At 73.5% G+C, this 18053-nt stretch carries 18 protein-coding genes and 1 pseudogene; 7 read left to right on the top strand and 12 right to left on the bottom strand.

Annotation, left to right across the window (positions count from 1 at the left end; all coding sequences use genetic code 11):
- Positions 1–37: 37 nt before the first annotated feature.
- The 9 genes from Ae150APs1_RS04210 to mptB form a co-directional block, all read right to left on the bottom strand.
- Complete coding sequence (locus Ae150APs1_RS04210; protein WP_075295916.1) at positions 38–892, bottom strand: ABC transporter permease subunit; 855 nt, start codon at positions 890–892, stop codon at positions 38–40.
- A complete protein-coding gene (locus tag Ae150APs1_RS04205) occupies positions 889–1845 on the bottom strand; it encodes an ABC transporter ATP-binding protein (protein WP_075295914.1) in 957 nt (318 codons plus the stop codon). The genes Ae150APs1_RS04210 and Ae150APs1_RS04205 overlap by 4 nt, the downstream gene beginning before the upstream one ends.
- Positions 1842–2876, bottom strand: coding sequence for a hypothetical protein (locus Ae150APs1_RS04200; protein ID WP_075295912.1), 1035 nt, complete (start codon positions 2874–2876; stop codon positions 1842–1844). The genes Ae150APs1_RS04205 and Ae150APs1_RS04200 overlap by 4 nt, the downstream gene beginning before the upstream one ends.
- Positions 2877–2933: 57 nt before the next feature.
- On the bottom strand, positions 2934–3923 hold the full coding sequence (locus Ae150APs1_RS04195; RefSeq protein ID WP_249266210.1) for a COX15/CtaA family protein: 990 nt from the start codon (positions 3921–3923) through the stop codon (positions 2934–2936).
- A gap of 99 nt (positions 3924–4022) precedes the next feature.
- Positions 4023–4628 carry a DUF418 domain-containing protein gene (locus tag Ae150APs1_RS32605; protein WP_212567154.1) on the bottom strand — a complete coding sequence of 202 codons (606 nt, stop codon included), beginning with the start codon at positions 4626–4628 and terminating at the stop codon, positions 4023–4025.
- Entirely contained in the window at positions 4629–5180 is a 552-nt protein-coding gene (locus Ae150APs1_RS32600; protein ID WP_212567153.1) for a hypothetical protein, read from the bottom strand. It abuts the gene before it with no gap.
- Between the two features lie 177 nt (positions 5181–5357).
- Entirely contained in the window at positions 5358–6137 is a 780-nt protein-coding gene (locus Ae150APs1_RS04185; RefSeq protein ID WP_075295910.1) for an ABC transporter permease, read from the bottom strand.
- Positions 6134–7045, bottom strand: coding sequence for an ABC transporter ATP-binding protein (locus Ae150APs1_RS32595; RefSeq protein WP_029240031.1), 912 nt, complete (start codon positions 7043–7045; stop codon positions 6134–6136). The genes Ae150APs1_RS04185 and Ae150APs1_RS32595 overlap by 4 nt, the downstream gene beginning before the upstream one ends.
- Complete coding sequence (gene mptB / locus Ae150APs1_RS32590; RefSeq protein ID WP_075295908.1) at positions 7042–8658, bottom strand: polyprenol phosphomannose-dependent alpha 1,6 mannosyltransferase MptB; 1617 nt, start codon at positions 8656–8658, stop codon at positions 7042–7044. Before mptB ends, Ae150APs1_RS32595 begins: the two co-directional genes overlap by 4 nt.
- 253 nt (positions 8659–8911) lie before the next feature.
- Between mptB and Ae150APs1_RS04170 the strand changes: the two are divergent.
- The 7 genes and pseudogenes from Ae150APs1_RS04170 to Ae150APs1_RS04140 all read left to right on the top strand — a co-directional run.
- A pseudogene (locus Ae150APs1_RS04170) lies at positions 8912–9499 on the top strand (metalloregulator ArsR/SmtB family transcription factor); the annotation flags it as partial.
- 370 nt (positions 9500–9869) lie between these two features.
- Positions 9870–11306, top strand: a complete 1437-nt coding sequence (gene sufB, locus Ae150APs1_RS04165; protein WP_029240032.1) for a Fe-S cluster assembly protein SufB — start codon at positions 9870–9872, stop codon at positions 11304–11306.
- Positions 11303–12490: a Fe-S cluster assembly protein SufD gene (gene sufD, locus Ae150APs1_RS04160; protein WP_075295906.1), complete on the top strand. Its 1188-nt coding sequence runs from the start codon at positions 11303–11305 to the stop codon at positions 12488–12490. The genes sufB and sufD overlap by 4 nt, the downstream gene beginning before the upstream one ends.
- Positions 12491–12542: 52 nt before the next feature.
- Entirely contained in the window at positions 12543–13307 is a 765-nt protein-coding gene (sufC, locus tag Ae150APs1_RS04155) for a Fe-S cluster assembly ATPase SufC (RefSeq protein WP_075295904.1), read from the top strand.
- Between the two features lies 1 nt (position 13308).
- Positions 13309–14613, top strand: coding sequence for a cysteine desulfurase (locus Ae150APs1_RS04150; protein ID WP_075295902.1), 1305 nt, complete (start codon positions 13309–13311; stop codon positions 14611–14613).
- A gap of 2 nt (positions 14614–14615) precedes the next feature.
- Positions 14616–15092 carry a Fe-S cluster assembly sulfur transfer protein SufU gene (gene sufU / locus Ae150APs1_RS04145; RefSeq protein ID WP_050802560.1) on the top strand — a complete coding sequence of 159 codons (477 nt, stop codon included), beginning with the start codon at positions 14616–14618 and terminating at the stop codon, positions 15090–15092.
- Positions 15089–15499 carry a metal-sulfur cluster assembly factor gene (locus Ae150APs1_RS04140; RefSeq protein ID WP_010242198.1) on the top strand — a complete coding sequence of 137 codons (411 nt, stop codon included), beginning with the start codon at positions 15089–15091 and terminating at the stop codon, positions 15497–15499. The genes sufU and Ae150APs1_RS04140 overlap by 4 nt, the downstream gene beginning before the upstream one ends.
- A 78-nt stretch (positions 15500–15577) precedes the next feature.
- Here the strand turns inward: Ae150APs1_RS04140 and Ae150APs1_RS04135 are convergent, their stop codons facing one another.
- From Ae150APs1_RS04135 to Ae150APs1_RS04125, 3 genes are read right to left on the bottom strand one after another with little or no spacing between them, the layout of a single operon-like run.
- Positions 15578–16408, bottom strand: coding sequence for an arylamine N-acetyltransferase (locus tag Ae150APs1_RS04135; RefSeq protein WP_075295900.1), 831 nt, complete (start codon positions 16406–16408; stop codon positions 15578–15580).
- A 41-nt stretch (positions 16409–16449) separates the two neighbouring features.
- Positions 16450–17502, bottom strand: a complete 1053-nt coding sequence (locus Ae150APs1_RS04130; RefSeq protein WP_083679926.1) for an adenylate/guanylate cyclase domain-containing protein — start codon at positions 17500–17502, stop codon at positions 16450–16452.
- A 3-nt stretch (positions 17503–17505) separates the two neighbouring features.
- Entirely contained in the window at positions 17506–17955 is a 450-nt protein-coding gene (locus Ae150APs1_RS04125; RefSeq protein ID WP_075295898.1) for a universal stress protein, read from the bottom strand.
- Between the last annotated feature and the right edge of the window lie 98 nt (positions 17956–18053).

The following is an 18053-nucleotide window of genomic DNA, read 5'->3' as shown; positions in this document are numbered from 1 at the left end:
TCCTCGATCGACTCCGGTGCCGTGGGCGATCATGCCCTCATGCGTCGCGGCGCAGCATCCGGACCACCAGTGTGGCCGCTCCGGCCGCGAGATATCCCACGGCCACCAGCGAGCTGCGGCCGAGCTGCGACCAGGGCAGCGGGTCACGCAGGACGTCCGTGGCGGCGCCCCAGCCGGTCGTGATCAGCCACGGGCGGAGGGGCTCCAGCGCCGGGATCGCGCCCAGCACGCCGAACAGGATCAGGCCGCCCAGCACCGAGGACAGCACGACGAGCGGGCGCTCGGTGAACGACGAGACCGCCAGCGCGACGGCGCCGACCGCGGCCAGCTGCACCAGCGTCCATCCGGCGGCGACGCCGACCCGGAACAGGGCGTCCGGCAGGGTCAGGACGGAACCGGACAGGGTGAGCAGCGCGCCGCCGTCGCCGGTGCCGGCGAGCACCACCGGCGGGCCGATCATCGCCCACCCGGCGACCAGCCCGGTGACGGTCACCAGCGTGACCGCGACGGCGGCCACCACGAGCACCCCGAACGCCTTCATCGCGACCAGCCGCAGCCGCCCGACCGGGGCGAGCAGCAGCCCGCGCAGGGTGCCGTGCTGGCCCTCCCCGGCGATCGCGTCCGCGGCGGCCACGGCGACGACGAGCGGCAGGAGGAGCGCCAGGAGCAGCGAGAGCGCGGCGACCGGGAGGGTCAGGCCGTTGCCGACGACCTCGCCGACCAGGCCACGGCGGGGCCCGTCGGCGAGCACGATCCCCAGCCCCATCAGCACCGGGACGGCGGCCAGGAGCAGGAACATGATCCAGGTGCGCGGGCGGCGCAGCACCCAGCGGAGCTCGGCGCCGAGCAGGCGTCGCCAGGAGACCGGGCGGGCGTCGGCGGTGACGGTCACTCGGTGATCCTCGTGAACAGGGTCTCCAGGTCCGGGCGCTGCCGGCGGAGTCCGTGCACCGGCACCCCGGCGCGGACGAGCGCGGCGAACAGCACGGGGCCGTCCGGTCCGTCCTCGGCCAGCACCCCGGCGCCGTCGGCGTGGGCGGTGGCGCCGGCGTCGCGCAGCGCCCGCAGCGCGCCCGGGACGTCGGCGGTGGCGATCTCCCAGCCCCCGGCGCCGGCGTCGAGCAGGCGGCCGAGCTCGCCGGACGCGAGCAGCGTGCCCTGCTTGAGCACGGCGACGTGCGTGCACACCGCCTCCACCTCCGAGAGCAGGTGCGACGACAGCAGCACCGTGGCGCCGGAGGCCCGCAGCTCCGCGACGACGGTGCGGATCTCCCGGGTGCCGGCCGGGTCCAGGCCGTTGGTGGGCTCGTCCAGCACGACGAGGCGCCGCGGCACGAGCAGCGCCGCGGCGAGGCCCAGCCGCTGCTTCATACCCAGCGAGTAGCCGCGGAACCGGCGGTCCGCCGCTCCCGCGAGCCCGACCCGCTCCAGCGCGGCGTCGGCGGCCGGCCGGACCTCGCGGTCGGACAGCTGGGGCTCGGTGGCGGCGACCCGCCGCAGGTTCTCCCGGCCGGACAGGAACGGGTGGAAGCCGGGGCCCTCGACGAGCGCGCCGACGTCCGGGAGAGCGGCGGCCAGGCCGCCCGGGACGGGGTGGCCGAGCAGCTCCACGGTGCCCGAGGTCGGCCGGGTCAGCCCGAGCAGCATGCGGATCAGGGTCGTCTTCCCCGACCCGTTGGGGCCGAGCATGCCGAACACCGAACCGGCCGGGACGTCGAGATCGACGCCGTCGACCGCGGTGACGGAGCCGAAGACCTTCCGCAACTCCCGTACCCGCGCGGCGGGTGGCGCGGGCCGGAGCCCGGTGTCCGTGCCGGTGGTGGTGCCGAGTCCGGATCCGCTCACCGGGCGAGAGCCGCGCCGAGCACGTCGGTGCCGACCGCACCGGCGGCGAACCGGCCGTCGTCGGTGAGGATCGCCGAGCCCGCGGTCGTGGTGATCTCGCGGCCGCTGCCCCAGGCACCGGAGACGGGTGTGCCGAGGGCGGACAGGTCGGGCCGGTCCGGCTGCCCGCCCGTGCCGTCCGGGCTACGTTGAGGGACGGTGCCGACGACGACCGTGTCCCAGCCCTCACCGACCACCCGGGGCCGCTCGGCCCCGGTGGGCGGGCCACCCCGGCCGCGCTCGTGGGCGGGCGCGTTCTCCACGGTGGCACCCGGTGGCGGGGTGAAGGTGAACAGCGCCGGGTCCTGCGGACCGACGGTGAGGTCGTCGAACCCGATCTGCAGGACGGGCTCCGCGCCGGCCCCGAGGACGGTCAGCTCGAGCGGCATCCGGGTCTCGGCGTCGACGGCTGCGCGGACCTCTCGCAGCACCGTGCGCTCGCCGGCCGCGGGGGTCAGCACGAGGGTGTACGCCGGACGTCCCGCGACCTCGGTGGTGCCGTCGACGGCGACCGTGCTCGTGCCGCGCAGCGCGCCGACGATCTCCGTCGCGGCGGCCTGCGGGTCGCGGTCGGGCCGGGCCGGGCCGTCGCCGGTCCGGGCGGGGATGCGGGTGGCGGTCCGGTCGGCGGAGTCGTAGGCCCAGGTGCCCTCGCCGTCACGGACGTAGGTGCGCTCGCCGTCCGGACGGGGGAGTGCGAGGCGGCCGTGGCCCGCACCGTCGGACCAGACGCGCGCGGTGGAGGTGCCGTCGGCGAGCGTGTCCTCGGCGACGCCCGGGACCGACGGCAGCCCCAGCCGGTTGTCGACGGCGACGGTGCCGGCCAGCGCGACGGGCTTCGCCGACAGCACCGAGGCCACCAGCTCCTCCGGGCTCACCGGCGGCAGCTCGGGGGCGGCCGACGCGGCCCGTGCGGTGACGAGGCCGGCGGCCAGCGCGGCCGCGAGCGCCGCGGCGACACCACCGCGCCGTAGCCGGGATCCGGAGGTCATGGCACCAGAGTGCCGTACTACAGGCGTCCCGTGCAGATCCGTCCGGCCGTTCCCGGCTCAGCCCCGGTCGGCGCCGCTGCCTGCGAGCGGGCGGTCCGCGCCGGACCCGGGCAGGTTCGCGGCCGGTCCGGGGACCGCGGCGTCGGGCCGGGTGGCCGTCCCCGCCCACACCGCGGCGGCGGCGGCCGTGACGAGCCCCGCCCCGAGCACGTGCAGCGACACGAGCAGCTCCGGCACACCCAGCGCGTACTGCACGCCCCCGAGCGCGCCCTGGGCGAGCACGACGAGCACCAGCACCCGGAACCGCCGGACCAGGACCTGGGACGCCCCGGTGGCGTGCAGCAGGAAGCCGAGGCCCACGAGCGTGCCGAGGTAGCCGAACAGCAGGTCGGCGTGCAGCTGTGCGAGGAACGGGATGTCGACGTCGAGGCGCGGGGTGTCCGGGTCGCCGCCGTGCGGGCCCGCCGCGGTGACCAGCGTCCCGGCGACCAGCAGCGCGCCGAGCACGGCCGTCGAGACCGCGACCAGGCCCCGCCCGGCCGCCGGGATCGTGCGGGTGACGGGACCGTCGGCCTCGGTCGCCGCCGACACCAGCAGCACCGCGAACCACACCAGCACCATCGACGCGAGGAAGTGCAGCATCACCGTCCACCAGGCCAGCCCGGCGAGCACCGTGATGCCGCCGATGACCGTCTGCGCCACGACGCCGAGCGGCATCGCCAGCGCGAGCCCCCGGAGCCGCCGGCGGCGGGGACGGGTGAAGTAGGCGCCGAGGAGCGCTGCCCCGGCGGTGAGGACGACGAGCACACCGAGCAGCCGGTTCCCGAACTCGATCCACATGTGCAGCGGCGCGATCTCGGCGTGCGAGACCGGGACCATGCTGCCGGGCTCGCACTGCGGCCAGGTCGAGCAGCCCAGGCCGGAACCGGTCACCCGCACCACCGACCCGGTCACGCCGATCCCGATCTGGGCGACCAGGTTCGCGATCGCCAGGCGGCGCATCTGCACCGGCGGGGTGGACGGCACGCGGGCGAGGAGGCGGGACACACTACGAATGGTAGAAGAACGGCCGCCCGGGCCCGGCCGGTGGTCACGGATCCGGAAGCGTCGCGGCCGTTTCCGGCCGGTTCCCTTCCCGATCCGTGATCAGCGGGGTTCGGGGAGCGGGCGGCGGTGCACCAGGCGGTGGAGGAGGGCGTCGGCCGGGCCGGGGCGGCCGGCCCGCTCCAGGCGGTCGGCCAGCAATACCGTCGCCGTCCAGACGAAGGCGGCGACCAGCAGCGCACCCGCCGTGCCGGCGGACGGGCCGAGCCCGACGAGATCGGGCTGCAGGAGCAGTGCGACCAGCGCCGAGTTCAGCAGGTAGCAGGTCAGCGAGCGGCGCCCGGCCGACGCGACCGCGCGCACGATCCGCCCCGGTGCCGCCTCGGCGCGCAGCCCCCGCAGGGCGAACAGCGCCGCGTACCCCGCTCCGCCCGCGACCCCGGTGAGGACCTGCAGCGCGAGGAGCAGGCCACCCGTCACCGGCGGGACGGCGAGCACGCCGACGGCGGTCAGCGCCGCCGGTACGGCCCCGGCGACGGAGACGGCGACACCGCCGGCGGCGATCCGGCGCAGGAGTGGGCGGTGCGCTCCCGGGTCGTCGAGCAGACCGGCCCGTCCGGCGAGGTAGCCGAGTACGACCAGCAGGAACAGGGGGTAGCCGAGCGCGACGACCAGGGGTGACGCCGGGAGCGACCACAGCCGGACCACCTAGTCCTCCGGGGAGGCGTAACCCGGTACCGCCTGCATCTCCGATCCGCCGAGGCGCAGCCCGATCATGAAGATCGGGACGGTGACCAGGGACAGCGCGACGAACCAGCCCGCGGCGCGGGCGATCGAGCGGGTGGGCCGCAGCAGGAGCCATCCGGTCAGCAGGGTCGCCAGGCCGTAGGACGCGAGGATCTCACCGGGGAACACGAGGAACGCGTGCACGGCGCCGAACAGCAGCAGCCAGCCGCCGCGGCGGCGCAGGACCCGGCGGACGGAGACGTCGTCGGTGCCGCGGGCGCGTTGCCGGGCCACCGTCCAGGCCAGCCCGCCACCGAAGAGGATCGCGAACATCGGGAACGCGCGGTTGTCCAGGAACAGCGTCGTGAGGACGGCGGCGATCCGGTCCCGGAGCGGGTCGCCCGCGACGTCGGTGCCGAACGCGCTGCCGGCGTGGACCCCGGCGTACGCCATGGCGATGAGCAGGAGCATCGCCCCGCGGGCGAGGTCGGGGGCGAGCCGCCGGGTCGGCGGGGCGGGGTGCGCGACGGTCACGGGCGCTCCGTACAGGAGGTGGCGGGCTGGCCCCGTCGAGCGTGGCAGCGCCCGATTCGTCACGTCTGTGCCAGAAGTCAGGGTCGCCCGAGCCCGGCCGGTGGTCACGGATCCGGAAGCGTCGCGGCCGTTTCTGGCCGGTTCCCTTCCCGATCCGTGATCAGCGGGGTGGTCGGGTCAGCGCCAGCGCACGGTGCGGGCCGCCACCAGCCCGGCCACGACGGCCCACCCGGCGAGGACGAGCAGCGGCCCGGCGGGCGGGAACTCACCCGCCCCGAGAGCGGCACGCAGCGCCTCGGCCAGTGCCCCGGACGGCAGCCAGGCGGCCACCACCGACAGCGGCCCTGGCAGGTCCGCCACCGGTACCACGATCCCGCCGGCCAGCAGCAGTACGAACCACACGACGTTGGCGACGGCGAGCACGATCTCGGCCCGCAGCGTGCCGCCCACCAGGATCCCGAGCGCCCCGAACGCGGCCGCACCGAGGAGCACGGCCAGCACGACGCCGTCGAGCCGGGCGCCGGCCGGGGACCAGCCGAGCGCGAGGGCCAGGATCCCGAGCAGCACCATCTGGACGACGACGACCGCGGCGACCGCCGCCAGCCGGCCGCAGACCAGCAGCCAGCGCGGCAGCGCGGTCGCGGCGAGCCGGCGCAGCGCGCCGTAGCGCCGGTCGAAACCGAGCGCGATCGCCTGGCTGGTGAACGCCGAGCTCATCACGGCCAGCGCGAGCATCGACGCGAGGACCCAGTCCACCCGCGGCTCCGGCGCCGGGATCGCGGGTACCAGTGTCAGCGCGGCGAGCAGCGCGGCCGGGATGAGCAGGGTGAGCAGCACCTGCTCGGCGTTGCGCAGGGCCAGCCGGGTCTCCAGCCCGCCCTGGGCCCGCAGCATCGTCAGGGTGCTGCCGCGCCCCGGGTCGGGGGCGAAGGTGCCTGCGGGGAACCGTTCGGTCACGAGCGCAGCTCCCGTCCGGTCAGGTCGAGGAAGACGTCCTCGAGGCTGCGGCGCACCACCTGGACGTCGTCGGCCATCACGCCCTGGTCGGCACACCACGAGGTGATCGCGGCGAGCGCGCGGGGGTCGATCCGGCCGCGGACCCGGTACCGGCCGGGCGCGGTCTCGGTGGTCGCGTACCCGGCGGGCAGCCGGGCGTCGAGCCCCCGGGTGTACATCCCGGGCCGGGCCCGGAAACGCAGCTCGGTCTGGTCGCCCGCGGTGAGCTGGGCGGGGGAGCCGTGTGCGACGACGGTGCCCCGGTCGAGGATCACCACGTCGTCGGCGAGCTGCTCGGCCTCGTCCATCAGGTGTGTCGTGAGCAGGACGCCGACCCCGTCGCGGCGCAGCGCCCGCACCAGGTCCCACACGAGGTGCCGGGCCTGCGGGTCCAGCCCCGCGGTCGGCTCGTCGAGGAACACGAGCTCCGGGCGCCCGACGACGGCGCAGGCCAGCGCGAGCCGCTGCTGCTCGCCACCGGAGAGCCGCTTGAACGGGGTCGCGGCCCGCGGTCGCAGGCCGAGGACGTCGAGCAGGTAGTTCGCGTCGATCGGGTGTGCCGCGCAGGCCTCGACCAGGTGCAGCATCTCGCCGGTGCGCACGGCCGGATAGGCGCCGCCCCCCTGGGGCATCGCGCCCACCCGGGGGCGGACCGCGTCGTCGTCGGGCGCGTGGCCGAACACCGTGACCTGCCCGGCGGAGGGGCGCCGGAAACCGGTGCACACCTCGACGGTGCTCGACTTCCCGGCACCGTTCGGGCCGAGCAGGGCGAGCACCTCCCCGCGGGCGAGATCGAGGTCGATCCCGGCCACCGCCGTCGTCGTGCCGTAGCGGACCACCAGCCCGCGGACCTCCAGCGCGGCGTTCACGGGACCGGCACCGGGGTCGGGTCCGGCTCCGCGGGCGCCCGCAGCCACCGCCGGACGACGAGGAGGGACAGCGCGAACATCACCAGCGACGCGACGATGGCCAGCGGCAGCTGGAACGCGCGGAAGATGAAGTCGGCACCGGTCGGCGGCACGACGAGCGCGAGGAACGCCGAGAGCACCAGCATCGCCCGCCGGTAGCGGGGCATCGCCCGGGTCGCGACCAGCGGCAGGAGCGCCCAGAACAGGTACCACGGGTGCACGACGGGCCCGAGGAGCACCACGGCGCCGAGCCCGGCACCGGTCCCGGTGACCGGGTCGAGGCGCCCGCGCAGGCAGGCGAGCAGCAGCACCACGACGACGATCACCATCGGCACCACGAACAGGCCGCGTGCGATGGCGAGGGTGGCGTCGGTGTGGTCGCCGAGCCCGAGCACCCGCCCGATCTGCCCGGAGAGCAGGCCGACGTCGGTGCTGACCGACATCCAGCTGAGGATCTCGCTGGGCGCGGACAGGCCGCGCAGCCAGTTGAAGCCGAGCGTGGTGATCGCGCTGAAGAACGTGAAGACCACCGCGGCGACGGCGGTGAGCCAGCTGATCATCACGGCCCAGTCGACCACCCGTCCGCCACGTTGCCGGACCAGGTACACACCGACGAAGCCGAGCGCGAGCAGCGCGGGCAGCTTCACCGACGCCGCGGCCACGATCAGCGCCGCTCCGAGTGTGATCCGCCATGGCGACCGGACGCCCTCGTCCTTGCCGAGCATCACGTGCAGGCCGACCAGCATGAGCGGGATCATGATCGACTCGTTGTGGATGCCGCTGACCATGTGGAACAGCACCAGCGGGTTCGCCGCGCCGAGCCAGAGCACGAGACTGGCGTCGAGGTCGAACCGCTTCGCCAGCCGCGGCAGCACCCAGACCAGCATCGCGACGCCGGCCAGCGCCAGGATCCGGTGCTGGAAGATCCCGAGGACGACGTCGTCGCCGCTGAACGCGGTGATCACCCGGCCGAGCCCGAGGAACAGCGGGCCGTACGGCGCCGGGGTGTCCCGCCAGATCGTCGGGATGCCTCGGGTCAGCGGGTCGTCGACGCCGAGTGCCTGCGCCGGGCCGATCGTGTACGGGTCGATCCCGCGGGCGAGCGTCGCGCTCTGTGCCAGGTAGCTGTAGATGTCCTTCGAGAACATCGGCGGGGCGAGCGCGAGCGGGATCCCCCAGAGCAGCGCCGTGCGGGTGAGCTCACGCCGCTCGGGTGCCGGGTGCTTCGCGCCGCGGGCCGTCAGCATCCGGGCGATCCACAGCCATGCCGTGACGACCATCAGCAGCCCGGCGTAGGTCACGGCGATCGCCAGGGTCACGTTGCGGGCGGGCAGCCCGATCAGCCGCAGGCCGTTCATCGGGTGCGGTGCCGGGAAGGCGCCGGACCCCAGCGCGCTGATCCCCATCAGGATCGCGCCCGTCAGCCCCATGATCCGCGCGATGCGTGCCTGCTCGCGCAGCCCGCGCCGGGCGGTCCGCGGCGGGTCGGCGCCGGGTCCGGACGAGCCGGGCGCCGGCGCCGCTCGCGTGGAGGAGTCGTCGCGCCCGGGTGGGGCGACCTCGGGCGTCACCATGACCCAGCAGGTTAGTGGGGCGGCTTCCGGGCCCGGGGCCCCGGTCCTCACCGGCCGCGACCGTCCGGACGGGTGAGCCGCGTCACGACGAACGGGGGCCGGTTTTGCCCCCCGCCGGGATATCCGCAACACTGGTGTTGTGAAAACGAACCGGACGGCGCAGACGCGCACGGACCCCGCCTGCGGGCACGGGTCCGACGCGGTGCTGCCCGCGTCCGGTAGCGGGACCCGGGCCGCGGTGGCCCGGGTGCTCATGGAGCAGGGGCCGGTCACGGCCGCCGTCGTGGCGGCCGAGCTGGAGCTCACCGAGGCCGCCGTGCGGCGGCACCTGGACGCGCTCATCGCCGACGGCGAGGCCGAGGTCCGGGCACCGGCACGGTCCGCCCGCCCCCGCGGGCGCGGCCGTCCGGCGAAGGAGTACCTGCTGACCGACGCGGGCCGGGTCCGGTTCGGGCACGGTTACGACGACCTGGCCACGTCGGCCCTGCGCTTCCTCGCCGAGGCGGCGGGGGACGACGCGGTGGACGCGTTCGCGCGCCGCCGCGTGCACGACCTGCTGGGCACCGAGATCACCGAGGTGGTCTCCGCCGGTGACCCGCAGGACCGCGCCGAGGTGCTGGCCCGGGTGCTGAGCGCCCGTGGCTACGCTGCGCAGACGCGCCGGGGCGGGTTCGGGGTGCAGCTGTGCCAGCACCACTGCCCGGTGGCGCACGTCGCCGCCGAGTTCCCGGAGCTCTGCGAGGCCGAGACGAAGGCCTTCGCCGAGCTGCTGGGGACCCACGTGCAGCGGCTGGCGACGATCGCACGCGGCGACGCCGCGTGCACCACACACGTCCCGCTCGAGGATCCCGAACTCCGCGCGCGGGCACGGCAGGGGGAGCGGGAGAAGGTGCCGACCCCCCGCGCCGCAGCTCCACGACCAGCAGATTGGTCGCGGAACGTGCAGGAGAACTCGGCGCTACCGCCCCGCGCCGTAGATCCGCAACCGGCAGGTTGGTCGCGGAGCGTGAAAGAGAACTCGGTGTCGGAGTCCCGCGCCGTAGATCCGCAACCAGCAGGTTGGTCGCGGAGCGTGAAAGAGAACTCGGCGCCGCCGTCCCGCGCCGTAGATCCGCAACCAGCTGCTTGGCTGCGGAAGATGCAAGAAGAAGAAGGCCCCGCCGAAGGCGGGACCATCTCCCACCACGGTCTCCGAAAGGGAGGCAGTCCGTATGACGACCACTCCTGAAGTGCGCACCGAGCTCACCCAGGAGGAGACGATCGCGGCGCTCGGCCGGTACGACTTCGGCTGGGCCGACTCCGACGAGGCGGGTGCCATCGCGAAGCGTGGCCTCTCCTCGGAGGTCGTCGCCGACATCTCCCGCCTCAAGGACGAGCCCGAGTGGATGCTCGAGTTCCGGCAGAAGGCGCTCGACATCTTCGGCAAGAAGCCGATGCCGCGCTGGGGCTCGGACCTGTCCGGGATCGACTTCGACAACATCAAGTACTTCGTGCGGTCCACGGAGAAGCAGGCCACCTCCTGGGAGGACCTGCCCGAGGACATCAAGAACACCTACGACAAGCTGGGCATCCCCGAGGCGGAGAAGGCCCGCCTGGTCGCCGGTGTCGCCGCGCAGTACGAGTCCGAGGTCGTCTACCACCAGATCCGCGAGGACCTGGAGGAGCAGGGCGTGGTGTTCCTGGACACCGACACCGCCCTCAAGGAGCACCCGGAGCTGTTCAAGGAGTACTTCGGCTCGGTGATCCCGAGCGGGGACAACAAGTTCTCCGCGCTGAACTCGGCCGTCTGGTCGGGTGGCTCCTTCATCTACGTGCCGCCGGGCGTGCACGTCGACATCCCGCTGCAGGCCTACTTCCGGATCAACACCGAGAACATGGGTCAGTTCGAGCGGACGCTGATCATCGTCGACGAGGGCGCCTACGTGCACTACGTCGAGGGCTGCACCGCGCCGATCTACAAGACGGACTCGCTGCACTCGGCCGTGGTGGAGATCGTGGTGAAGAAGGGCGGCCGCTGCCGCTACACCACGATCCAGAACTGGTCGAACAACGTCTACAACCTGGTCACCAAGCGCGCCAAGGCCGAGGAGGGCGCGACCATGGAGTGGGTCGACGGCAACCTCGGCTCCAAGGTGACCATGAAGTACCCGGCCGTGTGGCTGATGGGCGAGCACGCCAAGGGCGAGGTCCTCTCGATCGCGTTCGCGGGCGAGGGCCAGCACCAGGACGCCGGCGCGAAGATGGTCCACCTGGCGCCGAACACGTCGTCGTCGATCATCTCGAAGTCGGTGGCGCGCGGCGGCGGCCGGACGTCCTACCGTGGCCTGATCCAGGTCAACCCGCGTGCGAAGAACTCCCGTTCGACGGTGAAGTGCGACGCGCTGCTGGTGGACACGATCTCGCGGTCGGACACGTACCCCTACGTCGACATCCGCAACGACGACGTGTCGATGGGGCACGAGGCCACCGTCTCGAAGGTCTCGGACGACCAGCTCTTCTACCTGATGAGCCGCGGTCTGACCGAGGACGAGGCGATGGCGATGGTGGTGCGCGGGTTCGTCGAGCCGATCGCACGCGAGCTGCCCATGGAGTACGCGCTGGAGCTGAACCGGCTGATCGAGCTGCAGATGGAGGGTTCCGTCGGATGACGTCGGATGTTGCTGGCCTCGCCCCCGAGCTGAAGGGGGCCAAGGAGGGCCAGGGTGAGGTGCCGATCGCCTCGGCCGGCGAGCGGTTCCAGTCCTTCGACGTCGAGGCCTTCGAGGTTCCCGGCGGTCGCGAGGAGAACTGGCGGTTCACCCCGATGCGCAGGCTCAAGGGCCTGCACGACGGGTCGGCCGACCTGCAGGGCTCGGCGAAGGTCTCGGTGACCGAGACCGCCGGGGTCACCACGGAGACGGTCGGCCGCGGCGACGCACGGCTCGGCGAGGGCGGCGTGCCCTTCGACCGGGTCGCCGCCGCGGCGTGGTCCGGCTTCACCGAGGCCACGGTGGTGACGCTGGACGGCGAGAAGCTCGACCCGGTGACGATCACCGTCGAGGGCCCCGGTGCGGGCGCGACGGCGGCCGGCCACCTGCACATCCGCACCACCCCGCACACGCAGGCGACGGTCGTCGTCGAGTACCGGGGTTCGGGTGTGCTGGCCGACAACACCGAGGTCGTCCTCGGTGACGGCTCCCGGCTGACCCTGGTGGTCACCGAGGAGTGGGCCGACGACGCCGTGCACGTCGGCGCCGAGCACTACAACGTCGGCCGTGACGCCACGCTGCGCGCGACCGCCGTCCAGCTCGGCGGCGACCTGGTCCGGGTGTCGTCGACGATCCGGTACGCGGGTCCCGGCGGGGACGCCGAGCTGCTCGGTCTGGGCTTCACCGACGCCGGGCAGCACCTCGAGCAGCGGCTGCTCGTGGACCACGCGGTCCCGAACTGCAAGTCGAACGTGCTGTACAAGAACGCGCTGCAGAGCGACTCGAAGGACTCCGCGCACGTGGTGTGGATCGGCGACGTGCTGATCCGGGCCGCGGCGGAGAACACCGAGACGTTCGAGTTCAACCGGAACCTGGTGCTCACCGAGCACGCCCGTGCCGACTCGGTCCCGAACCTCGAGATCGAGACCGGCGAGATCGTGAGCGCCGGTCACGCGAGCGCGACCGGCCGGTTCGACGACGAGCAGCTGTTCTACCTGCGCAGCCGCGGCATCCCCGAGGACCAGGCCCGGCGACTCGTCGTCCGGGGCTTCTTCGGCGAGATCCTGAACAAGATCACCCTCCCCGAGCTGCGCGAGCGCCTCGAGGCGGCCGTCGAGGCCGAGCTGGCCATCACGGGCGCCTGAGCGCAACCGGCGAAGCGACCATCGGGCACTGCGACCACCACGGAAAGAGAAGATGTCCACTCTGGAGATCAAGGACCTGCACGCCTCGGTCGAGACCGAGGACGGTCCCAAGGAGATCCTGCGCGGGGTGAACCTCACCGTCCGCGCGGGCGAGACGCACGCGATCATGGGTCCGAACGGCTCGGGCAAGTCGACGCTGGCCTACGCCGTCGCCGGCCACCCGAAGTACACGATCACCTCCGGCGAGGTGCTCCTGGACGGCGAGAACGTCCTGGACATGGCGGTCGACGAGCGGGCCCGTGCCGGCCTGTTCCTCGCCATGCAGTACCCGGTCGAGGTCCCGGGCGTGTCGATGGCGAACTTCCTGCGCTCGGCCGCCACCGCGGTCCGCGGCGAGGCGCCGAAGCTGCGCACCTGGGTCAAGGAGGTCAAGGAGGCGATGTCCGACCTGGACATCTCCGCCGAGTTCGCCGACCGCTCGGTGAACGAGGGCTTCTCCGGCGGTGAGAAGAAGCGCCACGAGGTGCTGCAGCTCGGCCTGCTGAACCCGAAGATCGCCGTCCTGGACGAGACCGACTCCGGCCTCGACGTCGACGCCCTGCGCGTCGTCTCCGAGGGTGTGAACCGGTACCGCGAGGGTGGCGAGACCGGCGTGCTGCTGATCACGCACTACACGCGGATCCTGAACCACATCAAGCCCGACCGGGTGCACGTGTTCGCCGGTGGCCGCATCGTCGAGTCCGGCGGTCCGGAGCTGGCCGACGAGCTCGAGAAGAACGGCTACGTCCGGTTCACCCAGGCTGCCGCGGTGGTCTGACATGACCTTCACCCACGGAACCGGGACCACGGCCGGCCTCGACGCCGACGCCGTGGCCCGGATCCGGGCGGACTTCCCGATCCTCGGGCGCACCGTGCGCGAGGACAAGCCGCTGGTCTACCTCGACTCCGCCGCGACGTCGCAGCGTCCGCGCCAGGTGCTCGACGCCGAGCGCACGTTCCTGGAGCGGCACAACGCCGCCGTCCACCGGGGCGCGCACCAGCTCGCCGAGGAAGCCACCGACGCCTACGAGTCCGCCCGGGCACGTATCGCGGCGTTCGTCGGCGCGAGCGTCGACGAGGTCGTGTTCGTCAAGAACGCCACCGAGGGTGTCAACCTGGTCGCCTACGGGATCGGCAACGCGTCGGTCCGGGACGGCCTCGGTCCGGAGTCCGAGCGGTTCGCGCTCGGTCCCGGCGACGAGGTCGTGATCACCGAGCTGGAGCACCACGCGAACCTGGTGCCCTGGCAGGAGCTGTGCCGGCGGACCGGGGCGACCCTGCGCTGGTACTCCGTCACCGACGAGGGCCGGATCGACCTCGACTCGCTCGAGCTCTCGGACCGCACCAAGGTCGTCGCCTTCACCCACCAGTCCAACGTGACCGGCGCCGTCGCGCCGGTGGCGCAGCTGGTGGAGCGGGCGAAGGCGGTCGGCGCGCTGACGGTGCTCGACGCGTGCCAGTCCGTCCCGCACATGCCGGTGGACCTGCACGCGCTCGGCGTCGACTTCGCGGTGTTCTCCGGGCACAAGATGCTCGGACCGTCCGGGGTCGGTGTCCTCTGGGGCCGCCGGGAGCTGCTGGAGGAGCTGCCGCCGTTCCTCACCGGCGGGTCGATGATCGAGCTGGTGCGGATGGAGGGCTCCACCTACGCCCCGCCGCCGCAGAAGTTCGAGGCGGGCGTGCCGATGACGTCGCAGGCCGTCGGCCTCGGTGCGGCCGTCGACTACCTCGAGGCGATCGGGATGGACGCGGTGGCGGCGCACGAGGCGTCGCTCACGGCGGCCGCCCTGGAGCAGCTGCCGGCGATCGACGGGCTGCGGATCATCGGTCCGCCCGGGGCGGAGCTGCGCGGGGGAGCGGTGTCGTTCCTGGTGGACGGCATCCACGCGCACGACCTGTCCCAGGTGCTCGACGACCGCGGCGTCGCGATCCGGGTCGGCCACCACTGCGCGTGGCCGCTGCACCGGCGGTTCGGGATCGTCGCGTCCGCGCGGGCGTCGTTCGCGGTGTACAACACGGTGGACGAGGTCGAGGCGCTGGCCGACGGCATCCGGGCCGCCCAGAAGTTCTTCGGGACGGTGTGATCGTGCAGCTCCAGCAGATGTACCAGGAGATCATCCTGGACCACTACCGCGACCCGCACGGGTCCGGCCTGCGCGAGCCGTACGACGCCGAGACCCACCACGTGAACCCCACCTGCGGGGACGAGGTCACGTTGCGGGTCAAGGTCGACGGCGGGACGGTCACCGACGTGTCCTACGAGACGCTCGGCTGCTCGATCAGCCAGGCGTCGGTGTCGGTGCTGCACGATCTCGTCGCCGGACGCCCGGTGGGCGAGGCGTGGAAGATGATGGCCGCGTTCCAGGAGATGGCGCAGGGGCGGGGCCAGGTCGAGCCCGACGAGGACGTGATCGGCGACGGTGTCGCCTTCGCCGGCGTCGCGAAGTACCCGGCACGGGTGAAGTGCGCTCTACTGGGGTGGATGGCGTTCAAGGACGCCGTGTCCCGCACCGACGCAGTGTTGCCCGATCCGACCAGCGAGACGGAGGGTTCTCCGGCATGAGCGAGACGACCGAACAGCAGAACACCGAGACCGAGGACGTCGTCCGCGGCGCGGCCGGGATGCCCGAGCCGCCGGCGAGCACCGAGGGTGCGTCCGTCGAGGAGCTCGAGGAGGCGATGAAGGACGTCGTCGACCCCGAGCTGGGCATCAACGTCGTCGACCTGGGTCTCGTCTACGGCATCGACCGGGACGGCGACACCGCGGTGGTCGACATGACGCTGACGTCGGCGGCGTGCCCGCTGACCGACGTCATCGAGGAGCAGACCCGCTCCGCGCTGACCGCCGGTCCGGACGGCGGCCTGGTGTCCGACATCCGCATCAACTGGGTCTGGATGCCGCCGTGGGGCCCGGAGAAGATCACCGAGGACGGCCGCGAGCAGCTGCGCGCCCTCGGGTTCCGGGTCTGACACCGGTACCGACCTGACACGACGATCGGGCCGGACCCCCGCGCGGGGGTCCGGCCCGACGTGTGTCCGGGCACGGGCTCAGGAGAAGTGCACCTCGCGGATCCGGTCCTCCAGGCGGGGCACGCCGGAGGTCTCGATCCCGAAGCGGTCCTCCAGGACGTCGACGACCTCGGCCGGTGAGGTCAGCTCGCGGCGCTCGGTGGGTCCGCCGACGTACCGGACGGTGTGGTGGGTCCCGTCGAGGGTCGCGCGGTGGTCGTCCGCGGAGCGGGCGGCGGTGAGCCCGTTGCGGAACCCCGAGTCCGGGTGGTGGACGAGGTACCAGGAGCCCATCGCGTAGTCGACGTCCGGCGTCGGGACGAGGTCGAAGTCGTACTGGGTGACCCAGTCGCCGGACCCGCGCCGTTGCAGCCGCCACCCGCCGTCGTCGCCGCGGAGGTAGCGGTGGTCGGCGTGCGGGGTGGGCTGCACGGTGCCGCCGACGAGCCGCAGCGGCGTGGTCGGCACGGTCCCGCCGAAGCCGGCGTCGGCGACGAACGTGCCCTCGCCGGTCGCGACCAGCGTCAGCCGGTGCGTGCGTGAGGTGGCGGGGGCGTCGTCGCCGAGCCCGAGGCGGACCCGGCCGACCAGCGGGGTGACCTGGTACCCGAGGTCGCGCAGGACGTCGTGCAGGAGGCGGTTGTGCTCGAAGCACCAGCCCCCACGACGGCCGTGAACCAGTTTCGCGGCGACGCCGTCGCCGTCGACGGGCGGTTCGACCCCGGTGAAGGGGTCGAGGTTCTCGAACGGGATGGCCGCGACGTGGGCGCGCACGATCCGGGTGAGCAGCGCCAGGTCCGGCGGTCCCGGTACGACGCCGATGCGGTCGAGGTAGGCCCTAACCGTGGGCGGGGCGCTGGTCGTCGTCATGGCCGTGAGCCTGCCGCCTGAACCGGGCTGCAGGTCAAGCCTCAGCGTTCCCGGGCACCGCGCAGGGCCCAGGCCCGCAGGTGGGTGTAGCCGCGGGTGTGGAGGGTCGCGATCCGCCGCAGGTCGAACCGCGGGTCGTCGCGCAGGGCCTCGTGCATCTCCCGGTCCACCAGCACGGTGTCCGGCCGGGCCTCGGAGGTGAGCCGGGCGGCGACGTTGACGACCTCGCCGTAGACGTCGCCGTAGCGGGACAGGACCATGCCGTGCGCGATCCCGATCCGCAGCTGCGGCAGCGACGGCTCGGTCCGCACCCGGTCCCGGAGACCGAGCGCGATCGCGGCGGCGTCGGCCGGGTGCTCGGTCACGTAGAGGACCTCGTCGCCGACGGTCTTCACGATGCGCCCGCGCCCGTTGGCGATCACCTCGTTGGTGGCCGCGCCGAACCGCTCCACCATCTCGCCGAGCTCGTCCATGGTGCGGCGCCGGGTGGTGCGGGTGAAGCCCACCATGTCGGCGAACCCCACCGACAACGGCCAGGTGTCCGCGACCATGGTCTCAGCGTCGGAGCGCTGCGCGCCGGCCGTCCACCGCGAGGCCGTCGCCGCCAGGTGCCGCCGCCACACGTACGCCTGCAGGTGCTCCAGCTCCGGCAGGACGTCCGCCGCGACCTGGGCGGCCGCGCGCGGGGTCAGCTCACCGGTGTAGGTGGCGGCGATCTGCGCGAGCATCCCGATCTGCCACTCGGCGAGCCGGGACAGCGACTGCGCGACCGCGCGGGCCACGGCCTCCCGGGCGCCGGGATCGGGCAGCCAGTCCCGGCTCAGCGCTCGGACCTTGCGTGCCGCGTCGAGATCGGCGCGGGTGAACATCCGCTCGTCCGGGGCGGAGTCCGGGAAGCCCATCGCGCGCCACAGGCGCCCGGACTCCTCCGGGTCGAGACCCGTCATCTCGACGAGCTCGTCCCGGGTGAACTCCCGGGGCGCACCGAGGATGAGCTCGTCGAGGACGGCGTCCGGGAGCTCGCTCCAGTCGATCGACGCAGGATCCGGCAGCTCCGTGCGTTCCCGGTCGTCGCCGGGCGAGGTGTCCGACACCGCTCAGGTGGTGTGCACGACCAGGACGTCGACACCGGCCCGGCGGGTCGCGTCGGCCGGGACCGAGCCGAGCAGGCGCCCGGAGAAGGTGTTCAGGCCACGGTTGCCGATGACGAGCAGGTCCGCGTGGTGGTCCTTGACCGCCTTGCGCAGCATGTCGACCGGAGCACCGTCCTCGGCGTGCGTGCTGACGTTCGCCGCCCCCACCTTCGCGGCCCGGTCGGCGGCCTCGCGGAGCGCCTCCTCGGCAGGTGTCCAGCCGGTGACGAGGTAGGCCTCGTCCTTCAGGGCGTCCCCCGCCGCGGCGGTGTCCTCGCGGCTCGCCGGGGTGTAGGCCGACACGATGACGAGGGTGGCGCCGCTGTCGGCGGCGACCCCGGCGGCACGCTCGACGGCGGCGAACGAGGTGGACGAGCCGTCGGTGCCGACGACGATGGTCTGGTAAGCGGGCATGGGCCACCTCCGGGTGGGGAGCGGACCACCCCGGTTCCGCGCCGCAGGCGGTCCTCTGCACTGAGTCGTTCGACGCTACTGCTGGTACCCGTTCAACT

Source organism: Pseudonocardia sp. Ae150A_Ps1, assembly GCF_001932315.1.
GTDB lineage: Bacteria > Actinomycetota > Actinomycetes > Mycobacteriales > Pseudonocardiaceae > Pseudonocardia.
The sequence above is the reverse complement of the archived record's forward strand: the minus strand, read 5'-3'. Positions and strand labels throughout refer to the sequence as shown.

Bases quoted from the DNA above. Each gene is read 5' to 3' on its own strand.
- Ae150APs1_RS04150 (WP_075295902.1), top strand. From the start codon at position 13,309: ATGACCTTCACCCACGGAACCGGGACCACGGCCGGCCTCGACGCCGAC.
- Ae150APs1_RS04200 (WP_075295912.1), bottom strand. From the start codon at position 2,876: ATGACCTCCGGATCCCGGCTACGGCGCGGTGGTGTCGCCGCGGCGCTC.
- sufC (WP_075295904.1), top strand. From the start codon at position 12,543: ATGTCCACTCTGGAGATCAAGGACCTGCACGCCTCGGTCGAGACCGAG.
- mptB (WP_075295908.1), bottom strand. From the start codon at position 8,658: ATGGTGACGCCCGAGGTCGCCCCACCCGGGCGCGACGACTCCTCCACG.
- Ae150APs1_RS04140 (WP_010242198.1), top strand. From the start codon at position 15,089: ATGAGCGAGACGACCGAACAGCAGAACACCGAGACCGAGGACGTCGTC.
- sufB (WP_029240032.1), top strand. From the start codon at position 9,870: ATGACGACCACTCCTGAAGTGCGCACCGAGCTCACCCAGGAGGAGACG.
- Ae150APs1_RS04125 (WP_075295898.1), bottom strand. From the start codon at position 17,955: ATGCCCGCTTACCAGACCATCGTCGTCGGCACCGACGGCTCGTCCACC.
- sufD (WP_075295906.1), top strand. From the start codon at position 11,303: ATGACGTCGGATGTTGCTGGCCTCGCCCCCGAGCTGAAGGGGGCCAAG.
- Ae150APs1_RS04135 (WP_075295900.1), bottom strand. From the start codon at position 16,408: ATGACGACGACCAGCGCCCCGCCCACGGTTAGGGCCTACCTCGACCGC.